Annotated in this window: 11 protein-coding genes; 9 read left to right on the top strand and 2 right to left on the bottom strand. The window is 71.5% G+C overall.

Annotation, left to right across the window (positions count from 1 at the left end):
• Positions 1-20: 20 nt before the first annotated feature.
• Together EW117_RS03330 and EW117_RS03325 are read right to left on the bottom strand one after the other, a co-directional pair.
• Positions 21-596 carry a hypothetical protein gene (locus tag EW117_RS03330; protein ID WP_129783613.1) on the bottom strand — a complete coding sequence of 192 codons (576 nt, stop codon included), beginning with the start codon at positions 594-596 and terminating at the stop codon, positions 21-23.
• A gap of 579 nt (positions 597-1,175) precedes the next feature.
• Positions 1,176-2,372: a hypothetical protein gene (locus EW117_RS03325; protein ID WP_165362429.1), complete on the bottom strand. Its 1,197-nt coding sequence runs from the start codon at positions 2,370-2,372 to the stop codon at positions 1,176-1,178.
• Between the two features lie 237 nt (positions 2,373-2,609).
• On the opposite strand from EW117_RS03325, the gene EW117_RS03320 reads away from it, so the two are divergent.
• From EW117_RS03320 to smc, 9 genes are all read left to right on the top strand, one after another.
• Complete coding sequence (locus EW117_RS03320; RefSeq protein ID WP_129783803.1) at positions 2,610-3,881, top strand: bifunctional folylpolyglutamate synthase/dihydrofolate synthase; 1,272 nt, start codon at positions 2,610-2,612, stop codon at positions 3,879-3,881.
• Between the two features lie 186 nt (positions 3,882-4,067).
• Positions 4,068-5,063 (top strand): dihydroxyacetone kinase subunit DhaK, encoded by a 996-nt coding sequence (gene dhaK / locus EW117_RS03315; RefSeq protein ID WP_129783609.1) that lies wholly within the window; start codon positions 4,068-4,070, stop codon positions 5,061-5,063.
• A gap of 20 nt (positions 5,064-5,083) precedes the next feature.
• A complete protein-coding gene (gene dhaL, locus EW117_RS03310) occupies positions 5,084-5,767 on the top strand; it encodes a dihydroxyacetone kinase subunit DhaL (protein WP_129783607.1) in 684 nt (227 codons plus the stop codon).
• Entirely contained in the window at positions 5,764-6,540 is a 777-nt protein-coding gene (locus EW117_RS03305) for an HPr family phosphocarrier protein (RefSeq protein WP_129783605.1), read from the top strand. The genes dhaL and EW117_RS03305 overlap by 4 nt, the downstream gene beginning before the upstream one ends.
• 58 nt (positions 6,541-6,598) lie before the next feature.
• Positions 6,599-7,297: a TetR/AcrR family transcriptional regulator gene (locus EW117_RS03300; RefSeq protein WP_129783603.1), complete on the top strand. Its 699-nt coding sequence runs from the start codon at positions 6,599-6,601 to the stop codon at positions 7,295-7,297.
• A gap of 47 nt (positions 7,298-7,344) precedes the next feature.
• A complete protein-coding gene (locus tag EW117_RS03295; protein ID WP_129783601.1) occupies positions 7,345-8,958 on the top strand; it encodes an MDR family MFS transporter in 1,614 nt (537 codons plus the stop codon).
• Entirely contained in the window at positions 8,955-9,392 is a 438-nt protein-coding gene (locus EW117_RS03290) for a DUF4233 domain-containing protein (protein WP_129783599.1), read from the top strand. Before EW117_RS03295 ends, EW117_RS03290 begins: the two co-directional genes overlap by 4 nt.
• 57 nt (positions 9,393-9,449) lie before the next feature.
• Positions 9,450-9,923, top strand: coding sequence for a nucleoside-diphosphate kinase (ndk, locus tag EW117_RS03285; RefSeq protein ID WP_129783597.1), 474 nt, complete (start codon positions 9,450-9,452; stop codon positions 9,921-9,923).
• Between the two features lie 202 nt (positions 9,924-10,125).
• Positions 10,126-13,962: a chromosome segregation protein SMC gene (gene smc / locus EW117_RS03280; RefSeq protein WP_129783595.1), complete on the top strand. Its 3,837-nt coding sequence runs from the start codon at positions 10,126-10,128 to the stop codon at positions 13,960-13,962.
• The last annotated feature ends 53 nt before the right edge of the window (positions 13,963-14,015 follow it).

Raw genomic sequence — 14,015 nt, 5'->3', positions numbered from 1 at the left:
GAGCCCGGGAGCCTGCCCGATTAGGCGGGAGGCCCGGGCTTTGCGCTGTCTGCGACCGCATCGATGCTGTGAGCGATGAGCGGCATCACGCGGTCTTTCCAATTGCCGCCGTGCTGCCAGCACCAGGCAATCGCGTCCGCAGCCCAGAGCAAAGCATCCTCATGGCGGTCTCGGTGCTCGTAACGCACGGTGCTCTTGGCCAGCTCTTCGAAGAGCCAACGACGATCACTGCGCTCGATCGTCTGGTCCCGCTCCAAGACGATGGCCTGAGCCTCCAGGTGAATCGCTTGCCGCGCCAGAGCGCGGATGCATGCTTCGCGTGGTGGAACTCGCGGATGGGGTCGATTCGTGATGATCATCGCGATCACGCCATGCACAAGTAGCGCATCGATGACCGCAGCGCGCTGTGTGTTGTTCGCCTTGTGGAAATGGATGCTCCTGCTTCCGGGAACGCGCAGGCCACGAAGCGTGGAACGGAGGGTGTGTACATCGCGCGCCGCGACGAAGTCCACCGCGAGGACGTAGTTTCGCGCCTTTGTCTCGTCTACGTAGATATTGCAGCGTCGTGGGATGCGATCAGATGGATCAGTGGCCATGGTGCCGTTCGTCTGCCGTGGTAATAAGACGAGAAGGCGAGCCCCGCAGCAGGGGTCTCGCCTTCTCTTAGGTCTCTCCACAGCGTACCGATGACCAGAGGAGTTGTCGCGACGAACTAGATCGTGCTACATGAAGTTTGCTTTCATAGGTGTACTTATCATAACTGTACTTATGAAAGGCTCGACCCCGCTCATCAAGGCGTTCAGGCCGACGGCGGCGCGAACGCCGTCTCGGTCGGTCTGAGGGTCCGATGCACTCATGGCGACGGGCTCGGACTTCGTCGGGCACGCAGTTTCCGGACGCGGTGGAGGACAAGCACGGGAAGACCCACCGACCGCCCACCTGGTCCGAACGTCCGAAGGCCCTCGCGATGCGAGGGCCTTCTAACCGGTAGCCGAAGCATCCGGGGCACGACAACGCTCGCGCATGTATGGGTAGGCGTCAAGTCAAACGGGGCGATGTGATGGTCGGTTTCGGTCGGCTCGATCATCGGGGATCCGATGCCCTGTGTCTGCAACCTCCACGCCCGAGCGAGCGCGGTCCACGCGTCCGGCGGCTCGTCGTGACCCGCTGGGGGGTCAGTCTCGGAGCCGTCTCGCCCGACTGTTGCCCATCCGAAGCCGACTCAGGCCCAGCGCGGCGGTCGCGACCGCCCCGCAGGCGAGCAGCGCCCAGTTCGGGTCATTGAGGGCAGCGCCCGCGAGCGCGAGGGAAGCGACAGGAATGACGAGGCTGTTGAGGTTCCGAGCCAATACGGACCGTGTGCTGCGGCGGACAGTGACGACGGCCGCTGCGGGCAGGTCGGTCATGTGCCGCAAGGCGGTAGGGACCCGTATCGCCAGGTGTGGCGGCATGTCGTGTGCCGGTAGGGGCTTCGTCGGGTCGGACGGGCCGGCCGTCGGCCGAGCCACACCGGGGTCGTGGTCAGCGACCGCTGCCACCTCGACTTCCGCCGTGCCCCAGCGGAGGATCACCTTGTCGCCAGAGCGGACACCCAACCGCGACAGCGCGACGTCCTGCAGGGTTGCGAAGTGCTGGTGCTCGTCGTCGGGATGCGCGGGTGCTACTCGCATCGACTGCTCCGGAGCGAGGAAGAACCAGCGCAGGCAGCCTTCGGCAGCCGATCTGATGCCGGCGCGGACTGCCGCGATCGTGCGGGCTCTCCCGGTGCGGCCGGGTTCACCGGCGACCGGACGAAAGAACACCGCATCAGAGCCGGCGGCCGTCACGGACACCGGTCCGGTCACCGCCCGTAGATGGTTGGAGATACGGACCGTCCCAGGACGTACATGGTCACGTGGCACCAGCGTGACCCATGCGGCCACGCCGTTGCGCACCATGATCTGGGAGCGGGGAACCGCGGCGGCATCGCGGGACACCTGGACCTCGCCGTTCTCGGGGATGTCGTGGACGAGCGGCAGAACTGGTGTGAGTGGATCCTGTTCGGGAATCACGAGCGAGACCGTTGTATCCAACCCCGCACCCAGACCGAGGCGCTCGATCGCCAGCCGGCTGAGCCAGAACGTCGGCGGATCTTCCGGCCTCACGGGCTGGACGGTGCCGGACGCGACTTCGGCGTCGCGCCAGGCGCGCTCCGCCCATGCCCAGGCCGTCGTTCCGCGCCCGTCGTATTTGATCTCCACCGGGACGGGTCCAGCCGTGGAAGTCAGGAGATGGTCCGGCACGACGACAACGGGAACCGACGACGGGAGTCTGGAGAGCGCGACAGTGCCCTCGATGAGCCGGTGCGGGCTGGGCGAACCGGGATCGACCAACTGCATCTCCTCGCGCGCGGTGAATCGTGCGTTATCGCAGGGTAGAGCACCGTTGCAGCTCTGGTGCCCAGCGGAAACTATCCTCTGAGGGTGGACGACTCCCAGAAGAACCCGCGGAAGAACCGGCGCGGTACCAGCCGTGGTGCCGAGAACGCGGACCCAGCGATCCAAGCGGCGCTCGACACGGTCTACAAGGAGATCTTGTCCCGGCAGCCCGAGCACGACATCGACCCCACCATGGCCCGCGTCCAACGCGTCCTCGAGCTTCTCGGCGACCCGCACCGCGCCTACCGGACCGTCCACGTCACCGGGACCAACGGCAAGTCCTCCACGGCCCGCATGGTCGAGCGCCTCGTGCGCGAGCACGGCCTGCGCACCGGCCGGTTCACCTCCCCGCACCTGACGAGCGTCACCGAGCGCATCGCCGTCGACGGCGAGCCGCTCACGCAGGAGCGGTTCGTCGAGGTGTTCGAGGACGTCGCGCCCTACATCGGCGTCGCCGACCGCGAGTCCCAGGAGCAGGGCGGCCCGCCCCTGAGCTTCTTCGAGGTGCTCACCGTCATGGCGTTCGCCGCCTTCGCGGACGCGCCCGTCGACGTCGCGATCGTCGAGGTCGGCATGGGCGGCAGGTGGGACTCCACCAACGTGGTCGACGGCGAGGTCGCGATCATCACGCCCGTCGCCATGGACCACGAGCGCTGGCTCGGCTCGACGATCGAGGAGATCGCGACCGAGAAGGCCGGCATCATCAAGGACGGCGCCGTCGCCGTGATCGCGGACCAGCCCGACGCCGCCCTCGAACAGATCCTCGGCCGCGCCCAGGCCGTGAACGCCCACCTGATCCGCGAGGGAGTCGACCTCGAGGTGGTGGACCGGCGCGTCGCCGTCGGCGGGCAGCTCGTCGACCTGCGCACCCCCGCCGGCGTCTACACCGAGATCTTCGTCCCCCTGCACGGCGCCCACCAGGCGCACAACGCCCTCCTGGCGCTCGCCGCCACCGAGGCCCTGATGAGCGGCGGGCGCGCGCTCGGCGCGGAGATCGTCGAGGCCGCGTTCGCCGACGTCGACGCGCCCGGCCGCCTGGAGGTGGTGCGCACCAGCCCCACCGTGGTGGTCGACGTCGCGCACAACCCGGCCGGCGCGGAGGCCCTGGTGGAGGCGCTGGAGGAGTCCTTCAACCTGGAGCACATCGTCGCGGTCGTCGCCGTCATGGCCGACAAGGACGCCGAAGGGCTCCTGTCCGTCCTGGAGCCGACGGTCGCGGAGGTCGTGGTCACCCGGAACTCCTCCGAGCGGTCGGCGGACCCGGAGGACCTCGCCGAGGTGGCACGCGAAGTCTTCGGGGAGGAACGCGTACACCTCGCCGGCCGCCTGGACGAGGCGCTGGCGCTCGCGGCGGACCTGGCCGAGGCCAACGACAAGCACGGCGGCGGCGTCGGCACGGGCGTGCTGGTCACGGGCTCGGTCGTCACGGTGGCAGACACCCGCATCCTGGTCGGCCGCGGCTGACCCCGCGAACCTGGTTGTGGGCGTGATGGTTGCGACTACCTGCCCGCTTTGGGCGCAACGATCACGCCCACAACAAAAGTGGTGGTGCTGTACTCCCCGCCGCACCGTGGTGTTGTATGAACTCAGGGAACCTGTGTGCGGACCCGGCGCCGGCGCCGGGTCGCGCAGCCCCGCGAGGAGGTCGCCGTGAAGAAGCTGCTGAACGATCCCGCCGATGCCGTCGCCGACTCCCTGGCCGGCTTCGCGCTCGCGCACGCCGAACTGGTCCAGGTCAGCTCGTCGCCAGTGTTCGTCAGCCGCGCCGGGGGCGCAGTGACGGGCAAGGTGGGGCTGGTCAGCGGCGGAGGCTCGGGGCACGAGCCGCTGCACGCGGGCTTCGTCGGCGCGGGCATGCTCGACGCCGCCGTCCCGGGCGCCGTGTTCACGTCTCCGACGCCCGACCAGATCCTCCCGGCGATCCTGGCGGCGGACGGCGGAGCCGGCGTCCTCACCATCGTCAAGAACTACACGGGCGACGTGCTCAACTTCGAGACCGCCGTGGAGCTCGCGGTCGAGGAGGGCGTCGAGGTCGCCTCGGTGCTCGTGAACGACGACGTCGCCGTCGAGGACTCGCTCTACACGGCCGGGCGGCGCGGGGTCGCCGGCACGCTCGCCGTCGAGAAGATTGCGGGGGCGGCGGCCGACCGGGGCGCCGACCTCGCGGGCGTCGCCGTCGTCGCCGAGCGGGTCATCGCGAACGTGCGGTCGATGGGAGTGGCGGTGGCCGCGCCCGTCGTGCCGCACGTCGGCCGCGCCAGCTTCGACCTGGGCGAGGACGAGATCGAGGTGGGGATCGGGATCCACGGCGAGCCAGGTCGTCACCGGGTGCCCGCGGGCACCGCCGACGAGGTCACCCAGATGCTGCTGGCGCCCGTGGCCGACGACCTCGCCCTGGTCAGCGGTGAGCGAGTGTTGCTGTTCGTCAACGGTATGGGCGGCACCCCACTGTCCGAGCTCTACGTGGTCTATGGTCGAGCGCGGCGCCTTCTGGAGGAGCGCGGCGTGACGGTCTCCCGGTCGCTCGTGGGCAACTACGTGACGTCTCTCGAGATGCAGGGAGCATCGGTCACCGTTCTCCGGCTGGACGACGAGCTGGAGGCCCTCTGGGACGCGCCGGTGAACACTGCAGCACTCCGGTGGTGAAACAGGAAGGGCTGAAGGACATGGCGTTGGACGCGGACTGGGCGGAGCGATGGGTCCGCCGGACGGCGGACGCGGTCGCGGACGCGAAGGACGAGCTCACGGAGCTCGACCGGCAGATCGGCGACGGCGACCACGGCGAGAACCTGCACCGCGGCTTCCGGGCGGTGGTGGTGCGGCTCGACGACGAGGCGTCCGGCCGCGGCTCCGCGGACGAGAGGACCGTCGGCGACGTCCTGAAGCTCGTGGCGACCACCTTGATGTCCACTGTCGGCGGCGCGTCCGGCCCTCTGTACGGCACGGCCTACCTGCGGGCGGCGAAGGTGTCGGGCCGCCCCCAGATCGACCCGCCGGCCGTCGTGGCGGTGCTGGAGGCCGCGCTCGAGGGCGTGTCCTCGCGCGGCAAGGCGACAGTGGGGGAGAAGACGATGGTGGACGCCTGGCACGCGGCCGTCGAGGCGGCCGAGGCCGCGGCGGGCGACGGCGGCTCCGAGGTGGACGTCCTGCGGGCCGCGGCGGAGGCCGCCGACAAGGCCGCGACCGCCACGATCCCGATGGTCGCGACCAAGGGCCGCGCGTCCTATCTCGGGGAACGCAGCGCCGGGCACGAGGACCCGGGCGCGCGGTCCACCGCACTGGTCCTGGGCGCGGCGATGGCCGCCGCCCTGTCCGGACCGACGCCGACCGACCCCCGCAGCGCGGCATGACGGCGCGCGTCGCCCTGGTGCTCGTCTCGCACTCCGCGGAGCTGGCTCGCGGCGTCGCGCAGCTCGCGGAGCAGATGGCGCCCGACGTGCTGATCCGCGGCGTGGGCGGTGGGCCCGACGGCGGGCTGGGCACGTCGCTCGACGCCGTCCAGAAGGCGCTCGCGGACGTCCTCACGATCCTGGCCGACGCCGCGCCCGACGCCGCCCCCGACGGCGGTCCGGCGGGCGCCGACGCCCTCGGCGCCGCGGTGGACGGCGGCGTCGTCGTGCTCGGGGACCTCGGGTCCTCGGTGCTCACGGTCGAGGCCGCGCTGGAGCTGGACGACTCCCTGGCCGAGCGCGTGGTGCTGGCGCGGGCCCCGTTCGTCGAGGGCGCGGTCGCCGCGGCCGTGACGGCGCACGGCGGCGCGGACCTGACCGCCGTGCTCGAGTCGGCCAGCGCATCGGTGCGGATGTTCGCCGCGGTCGAGGCGGCGCAGTCGCTCGAGGAGGACGGGGCGCCGTCGGGCGGGGAGAGCCAGACCTCGCGGACGGTGACCGTGCGCAATTCCCTCGGGCTGCACGCGCGCCCGGCGGCGCTCGTGTCGCGCAAGGTGGCCGAGCTGGGCGCGGCGGTGACCATCGACGGCGTCGACGCCTCCAGCGTGCTGCAGCTCATGGCGCTCGGCGCCACGCAGGGGCGCGAGCTGCGCGTGGAGGCCACGGGGGAGCGGGCCGCCGAGGCGGTGTCGACAGTCGTGGAGATGATCGAGGCGGGGTTCGGCGAGGTGTGACCGGCGCCTCCTCTTTTTGCAGTTGATGTAATTCTGCATGGGGTGCAAGAATCGGACCATGGTTCCCACGTCCCCCCGCGAGACAGCCGCGCCCGCAGACGCCGAAGCGCGCCCCGGCCCGCGTGAACTCGCCTCCGCGCCCGAGGGGGCGCCCGCCGAGCAGGGGCTGCGCGAACGCAAGAAGCGGGCCCGCCGCGCGGCCCTGATCGACGCGGCACAAGAACTGGTCGCGGAGCACGGCCTCGACGCCGTGACCGTCGAGATGATCAGCGCCGAGGCCGGCGTCTCGGCCCGCACCTTCTTCAACTACTTCGAGTCCAAGGACGACGCCGTGCTAGGCGCCGAGGACACCGGCATCCCTGAGGACGTCGTCCGGACCTTCGTCGAGGGCGGCCCCACCGGCCGGCTGCTGACCGACGTCCAGGCGGTGGTCGCCTCGCTGCTCGCCTCGGCCGGCGAGTCCCACGACCGGGTGATGCGGGCCATGGACCTCATGCAGCAGGAGCCGCGCCTGCTGCAGCGCCACGTGATCTGGATGGACCGGCACAAGACCCGGCTCACCGAGCTCTTCGACGCTCGCCGCGCGACCGCCCCGTTCAGCGCCTCCAACGAGCTGCTGACGATGCTCGTCCTGCTCCTTCTCCGCACCGCGCTCGTCGCCTGGGAGCACGCCGGGTACACCGGCGACCCGGCCGACCACCTGCCCGCCGCCGTCGCGCAGCTCATCGACGTCGTCGCGCACGACCTGGACTCCTAACCATCCAGCCCACAGCCAAGCCTGATCCCCAGAAAGGCACACCCTTCATGAGCCACGCCGTCACCACGGCGCCGGACAAGCCGCTGGTCGTCCTCAACCAGCGCACGATCTGGCTGATCTTCGGGGCCCTGATGGCCTCGATGTTCCTGTCCTCCCTGGACCAGACCATCGTCGGCACCGCGATGCCCACCATCGTGGGCGAGCTGAACGGCGTGGAGCACCAGGGCTGGGTCATCACCTCGTACATCCTGGCGATCGCCATCGCCATGCCGCTCTACGGCAAGTTCGGCGACCTCTACGGGCGGCGCTGGCCGTTCCTCGTGGCGGTCGGCCTGTTCGTCGTCGCCTCGCTGGGCGGCGGCATGGCGCAGACGTTCGAGTCGCTCGTGGCCTGGCGCGCCGTGCAGGGCCTGGGCGGCGGCGGCCTGATGATCCTGTCGCAGGCGATCATCGCCGACATCATCCCGGCGTCCGACCGCGGTAAGTACATGGGCCCCATGGGTGCCCTGTTCGGCATCTCCGCCGTCGCGGGCCCGCTGCTCGGCGGCTGGCTCACCGACGGCCCCGGCTGGCGCTGGACGTTCTGGATCAACGTGCCGATCGGCATCGCCGCCTGGTTCATCGCGTACTTCGCGCTCAAGCTGCCCTCGCACCGCTCGGACCGGCCGACCGACTGGGGCGGCATCCTCACCATGGCGCTGGGCACCACCGGCATCGTGCTGCTGACCAGCTGGGAGTCGCTCGGCAACGACGGCTACGACTGGGCCGACCCGATGCTGCTCGGGGTGCTGATCGGCACCGTGGTCCTGGTCGGCCTGTTCGTGCTCATCGAGAACCGGGCGGCGGAGCCGCTGATCCCGCTGCGGCTGTTCAAGAACCCCACGTTCACCATCACCACGCTCATCGGCCTGGTGCTCGGCATGGGCATGTTCTCCGCCATGGCGATGCTGCCGACGTTCCTGCAGATGTCGGCCGGCGCCGGCGTCACGGAGTCCGGCCTGCTGATGCTCCCGATGATGGCTGGCGTGATGCTGACCTCCATCGTCTCCGGCATCGCGATCTCGAAGACCGGCCGCTACAAGATGTACCCGGTGGCGGGCCTGGCGATCACGATCCTCGGCATGATCTGGCTGACGACCATCGAGGGCGGCATGTCCCTGTGGCTGTTCGGCGCGATGATCTTCGTGCTCGGCGCCGGGATGGGCCTCATCATGCAGACCATCGTGCTCGCGGTGCAGAACTCGGTGGACCCGCGCGAGCTGGGCACGGCGACGTCGTCGAACAACTTCTTCCGGGAGATCGGCGCCGCGGTGGGTACCGCGGCGTTCACGACCGTGTTCACGTCGCGGCTGACGGACAACCTGGGCGGGGTCTTCGAGGGCCTGCCCGAGGGTTCCGCGCCTGCCGGTGGCGGTTCCAGTCTGACGCCGGCGCTCGTCGACCAGCTGCCCGAGCCGCTGCGCAGCGGCGTGGTCGACGCGTTCGCCGACTCCCTCGCCCCGGCGTTCTGGTACCTCGTGCCGCTGGTCGCGGTCGGCCTCGTGCTCGCGCTCTTCCTCAGGGAGGTCAAGCTGTCCAACGAGGCCGGCATGGTCGCCCGCGGCGAGGCGGTCATGGAGGACGCCGCCCAGCCCAAGGAGACGGATATCCTGAACCGGTGAGCAAGGATCAACCCGCCCCCGGCGACCGCATCAAGCCCAGGAAGTCCGCGCTGGTGCAGTTCACGTCCACCACGTTGCTGCTCGAGGTGTTCGTGGTGATCTTCGCGACGCTGGCGGTGTGGGGACTACGCGACTCGGAGTTCGGGCGCGGGCCGCTCCGGATCGAGTCAAGCGCGGCGATCTGGGTGCTGGGCGGCGTCCTTGCCCTGGTGCTCCTGATCCTGTCCCGGGCGCAGGGCTCGACCGCCGGACGGGCGGCCGGCTCGGTGGCACAGATCCCGGTGCTCGCCATGGGTCTGCTGGTGCCGATGATGTACCTGGTCGGCGGGATCTTCGTGGTGCTGTGGTTCTACGCGGTGCGCCTGGGCGCACGCGTGGACCGAGAGCGTGCGGAGTACGACGCGGCCCACCCGGAGACGGCGCCGAACGTCTGAGCTCGTCGGGTGGGCGTGCGGTCATCGGGGCGCTTTGGGCCCGGATAAGGTTGCGTCATGACCGACGTCGCAGAGAAGACCCTGCCCACGGAGGCCTCGACGCAGCCCGTGGCCGAGCGCACCCTCGTCCTCGTCAAGCCGGACGGCGTCCGCCGCGGCCTGTCCGGCGAGATCCTGCGCCGCATCGAAACCAAGGGCTACACGCTCCGGGCCGTGGAGCTGAAGAACGCCACCACCGAGCTGCTCGCCGCCCACTACGCCGAGCACGAGGGCAAGCCGTTCTACGCTCCGCTGGTCGAGTTCATGATGTCGGGCCCGGTCCTGGCCGTCGTGGCCGAGGGCGAGGGCGTCATCCCCGGCTTCCGCTCGCTGGCGGGCGCCACGAACCCGACCGACGCCGCCCCCGGTACGATCCGCGGCGACCTGGGCCGGAACTGGGGCACCAAGGTGCAGCAGAACCTGGTGCACGGTTCGGACTCCGCGGAGTCCGCAGCCCGCGAGATCGCCCTCTGGTTCCCGGAACTCGGCTGACCCCCTCCCGACACTCCCGCCCCCTCTCGCCGAGGTAGAACTGTGGCGAGGTAGAACTGCAGCGAAGTAGAACTCTGGCATCGCTGCGGTCCTATTTCGCCACAGTTCTACTTCGCTGCGCTTCTACCTCGCCACAGTTCTACTTCGGCGTTACCTCGCGTACGTCCGACGTTTGGCCCGCATCCACCGTTAGGCTCACCCAGTGCACCTCAAGACGCTCACGCTCCGGGGATTCAAGTCCTTCGCGTCGGCGACCACCCTCGAGCTGGAGCCGGGCATCACCTGCGTGGTGGGCCCCAACGGCTCCGGCAAGTCCAACGTGGTCGACGCGCTGTCCTGGGTCATGGGTGAGCAGGGCGCCAAGTCGCTGCGCGGCGGCAAGATGGACGACGTCATCTTCGCCGGCACGTCCGGTCGCGCGCCGCTGGGCCGCGCCGAGGTCGCCCTGACGATCGACAACACCGACGGCGCGCTGCCGATCGACTACACCGAGGTCACGATCTCCCGCACGCTGTTCCGCAGCGGCGGTTCCGAGTACGCGATCAACGGCAACAGCTGCCGCCTGCTGGACATCCAGGAGCTGCTGAGCGACTCCGGCATCGGGCGCGAGATGCACGTCGTGGTGGGCCAGGGCCAGCTCGACGCCGTACTGCGCGCGACGCCGGAGGAGCGCCGCGGCTTCATCGAGGAGGCCGCGGGCGTCCTCAAGCACCGCAAGCGCAAGGAGAAGGCGCTCCGCAAGCTGGACGCGATGCAGGGCAACCTCGCGCGCCTGGGTGACCTGACCGCCGAGCTGCGGCGCCAGCTGGGCCCGCTGGGCCGGCAGGCCGAGGCGGCCCGCAAGGCCCAGACCGTCCAGCGCGACCTGCGCGATGCCAAGTCCCGCCTGCTCGCCGACGACCTCGCGCAGCTCACCGCGCAGCTCGAGCAGGAGCGCGCGGACGAGCGGTCCCTCAAGGAGCGGCAGGCCGAGACCGAGGCGGCGTTGACCGAGGCCCGGGGCACCCTGGCCCGCCTGGAGGCGGCGATGTCGGCGGAGTCGCAGCAGGTCAGCCAGGCGGGTGACACGGTCTTCGCGCTGTCCCAGACGCGGGAGCGCCTGCGCAGCCTGCAGTCCTTGGCGGGGGAGCGCGCCCGCCTGCTCGGCACCGCCGAGCCCGCGCACCAGGGCCAGGACCCGGACGACCTCGAGGCGCAGGCCGCCCGCGCCCGTGCGAGCGAGGAGGAGCTCGTCACCGAGGTCGAGATGGCCCATGAGGTGGTGGAGACCGCTGTCGACGCGCGCGCCGAGGCCGAGGCTGCCGCGCAGGCCGCCGAGCGTTCGCACGCCGCGCTGCTGCGGGCCGCTGCCGACCGCCGGGAGGGCCTCGCCCGCCTGGCGGGCCAGGTCGCGGCGCGCCGCAGCCGCGTGGAGGCCGCGGAGTCCGAGCTGGACCGCCTGCGTGAAGCCCTCCTGGAGGCCGAGCAGCGGGTGGAGAGCACGTCGCGCGAGCTCGGGGCGCTCGAGTCCGAGGTCGGCGGTGGCGGCGAGGACGGCGCGGAAGGGCTCGACGTCGCCCACGAGGCGGCGTCGGAGGTGCTCGAGCTGGCGAAGGCCGAAGTCCGGCACCTGCAGGAGCAGGTGACGACCGCGCAGCGGGACCGCAGCTCCGCCGCCGCGAAGGTCGAGGCGCTCGAGCTCAGCCTGGACCGCAAGGACGGCGCGGGCACGCTCCTGGCCGCGAACCAGGCGGGTGTGCTCGGTTCGGTGGCGGCGCTGCTGGGCATCGAGGCGGGTTTCGAGGACGCGGTCGCCGCAGCCCTCGGCCCCGTGGCGGACGCCGTCGCCGTGGCAGGCGTCGACGAGGCCGTGGACGCCCTGCGGCTGCTGCGGGACGAGGACGCCGGCCGGGCCAGCCTGGTCGTGGGCGCCGAGCGCCCGGCGCCCGGCGCCGGCGCGGACCGTCCGGCGGTCGACCTCCCGGCGGGTGCTCGGTGGGCCACGGACGTGGTGCAGGTGGCGGGACCGGCGTCGGCCGCGCTGCTGACGATCCTGCGCGACGTCGTGGTGGTGGACGACCTGGCGCGCGCCCGTGCCCTCGTGCGCGACCAGCCCGTGGTCGCGGTGACGCGGGCCGGCGACCTGCTGGGCACGACGCGCGCCTGGGGCGGGTCGGCGGCCGCGCCCAGCGTGCTGCACCTGCAGTCGGCCCTGGACGAGGCCAAGGCCGCTCGCGACGAGGCCGCGGCCCGGGAGACGGACGGCTCGGCGCACCTGGAGCGCGCCCGGGCCGAACGCGCGGCGGCGCAGGAGCGCTACGACGAGACGCTTGCCCGGCTCGGGGAGGCGGACGCCGCGCGCGCGGCCGCCGCCGAACAGCTCGGCTCGCTGGGCGCGGCCGCACGCGCCGCCCAGGCCGAGGCCGACAGGCACCGCGCCGCGCTCGAGCAGGCGCAGGCCCGGCGCGCCGAGGACGAGATCGAGCTCGAGGCGCTCGTCGAGCGCATGACGATCGCCGAGGAGGAGCCCTCTGACGACGAGGGCTCCGTCGACGAGGTCCAGGCCCAGCGCGACGAAGCTGCGGCCGCGGCGACGGCGGCCCGGGCACGCGAGACGGAGGCGCGGCTCGCGCTGCGCACCGCGGAGGAGCGGGCCCGTGCCGTGTCGGGCCGCGCGCAGGCGCTGGCCGCTGCGGCCGAGCAGGAGCGCGAGGCCCGCGCCCGGGCCGCCGAGCGCGAGGAGTCCCGGCGGCGTGACGCGTCGCGTGCGCTGCAGGTGCAGCAGGCCGTTGCGGTGGCGCTCGAGGCGATCGCTCGGTCACTGGACCGGGCGACGGCGGACAAGGCAGCCGCCGAGGAGGCGCGTGCCGCGGGTTCGGAGCAGCTGCTCGCCGTGCGGGGGAGCGTGGAGTCCCTGACGGGCGAGCTGCGCGAGCTCACCGACGTCGCGCACCGCGACGAGGTGGCCCGCGCGCAGCAGCTGCTGCGCCTGGAGCAGCTGCAGTCGCGCGCGACCGACGAGCTCGGCATGGACCCGGACGTGCTCATCGAGGAGTTCGGCCCGCACCAGCAGGTGCCCGTCTACGAGGGCGAAGCGGCGGTGCGCGGCCGCAAGCGCCGCGCCGTGGTCGAGCGTGACGACGAGGGCAACCCGATCCGGTACGACGGCGATCCGGCGCTGCCGCGTGGTGCCGCCGCGCGCGAGGACGCCCTCATCGCGCGCACGCGCGCCCTGCACGAGGCCGGTCTCCGGCCGGACGACCCCGCCGCGACCGCTGTGATCGTCGCGGCGGCCGGGGCGGAGCCGGACGAGGCCCCCGCCGAGGGCGAGGTCGCCACCGCCGAGGAACCCGAGTCCACCGAGCCGAAGCCGGACCGGATGGTCCCGTACGTCCGCGAGGAGCAGGAGGCCCGGCTCGCGAAGGCCGAGAAGGCGCTGTCGCGGATCGGCGCCGTGAACCCGCTGGCGCTGGAGGAGTTCGCGGCGCTGGAGGAGCGGCACCAGTTCCTCGTGGACCAGCTCGCCGACCTGAAGAAGTCGCGCGAGGACCTGCTGCAGATCGTCGACGACATCGACGAGCGTGTGCAGCAGGTGTTCGCCGAGGCGTTCCAGGACACGGCGGCGAAGTTCCTCGAGATCTTCCCGCGCCTGTTCCCCGGCGGCGAGGGCAAGCTCACGCTCACGGAGCCGGAGAACCTGCTGACCACCGGCATCGAGGTCGAGGCGCGCCCCGCCGGCAAGAAGGTCAAGCGGCTGTCGCTGCTCTCGGGTGGCGAACGCTCGCTCGCGGCGGTGGCGTTCCTCGTCTCGATCTTCAAGGCCCGGCCGAGCCCGTTCTACATCATGGACGAGGTCGAGGCCGCGCTCGACGACGTCAACCTCGGCCGGCTGATCGAGATCTTCAAGGAGCTGCAGAAGGACAGCCAGCTCATCGTGATCACGCACCAGAAGCGCACGATGGAGGTCGCCGACGCCCTGTACGGCGTGACGATGCGGGGCGACGGCGTCACGACGCTGATCAGCCAGCGCATGGGCGACCGCGAGACGGTCACCGCCTAGGACGTCCCAGCGGGTGATTTTCCGCACGCCACGGCCGGGAAACTGCAGGTGTG

The organism is Promicromonospora panici (assembly GCF_900608595.1).
In the GTDB taxonomy this organism is placed as follows: domain Bacteria; phylum Actinomycetota; class Actinomycetes; order Actinomycetales; family Cellulomonadaceae; genus Promicromonospora; species Promicromonospora panici.
This window is presented reverse-complemented; position numbering and strand designations above follow the sequence as displayed.

What these genes read in the sequence shown, in the direction of transcription:
- EW117_RS03330 (WP_129783613.1), bottom strand. Translation starts at nt 596, where the DNA reads ATGGCCACTGATCCATCTGATCGCATCCCACGACGCTGCAATATCTAC.
- EW117_RS03320 (WP_129783803.1), top strand. Translation starts at nt 2,610, where the DNA reads ATGGCCCGCGTCCAACGCGTCCTCGAGCTTCTCGGCGACCCGCACCGC.
- dhaL (WP_129783607.1), top strand. Translation starts at nt 5,084, where the DNA reads ATGGCGTTGGACGCGGACTGGGCGGAGCGATGGGTCCGCCGGACGGCG.
- EW117_RS03305 (WP_129783605.1), top strand. Translation starts at nt 5,764, where the DNA reads ATGACGGCGCGCGTCGCCCTGGTGCTCGTCTCGCACTCCGCGGAGCTG.
- EW117_RS03300 (WP_129783603.1), top strand. Translation starts at nt 6,599, where the DNA reads ATGGTTCCCACGTCCCCCCGCGAGACAGCCGCGCCCGCAGACGCCGAA.
- EW117_RS03295 (WP_129783601.1), top strand. Translation starts at nt 7,345, where the DNA reads ATGAGCCACGCCGTCACCACGGCGCCGGACAAGCCGCTGGTCGTCCTC.
- ndk (WP_129783597.1), top strand. Translation starts at nt 9,450, where the DNA reads ATGACCGACGTCGCAGAGAAGACCCTGCCCACGGAGGCCTCGACGCAG.